Below are 462 nucleotides of genomic sequence, written 5' to 3' on the forward strand. Positions count from 1 at the left end.
GTGCGCGTAGCGGCATCGGCCGATCCGGCGACCGATCTCGCGCGCGCGGCGCGCGCGGCGTGGACCGGGCCGGTCGAGTCGATCGACGCCGCGCTGGCGGCCGCGCCGCTGATCGTCGATGCGCTGTTCGGCGTCGGCCTGTCACGGCCGATCGCGGACAATCTGGCGGCGGCGCTGCGGCGCCTGTCGGGCCGGGGGCTCGCCGTCGATGTGCCGAGCGGAGTCGACAGCGATGGCGGCGCGGACTGGATGCCGCCACTGGTCGCCGACGTCACGCTGGCGCTCGGTGCGCTCAGGCCCGCGCATGTGCTGTTGCCGACGGCGGCGGCATGCGGGCGGGTGCAGCTGGCGCCGATCGGGATTGCTGCGGAGGGGGCGATGCGGACACTGCCCCGGTTCCGGCGGCAGCCGCCCGACGCCGCGGCGCACAAGTTCAGTCGCGGCATGCTGCTCGTCTTTGCC

At 75.5% G+C, this 462-nt stretch carries 1 protein-coding gene; it reads left to right on the forward strand.

The annotated features are described in order from the left end of the window. Positions 1-462: NAD(P)H-hydrate epimerase (locus ACOV8S_RS31280; RefSeq protein WP_448321861.1), on the forward strand; the 462-nt coding region annotated here is incomplete at both ends.

It is taken from the genome of Streptomyces sp. CO7, assembly GCF_053474865.1.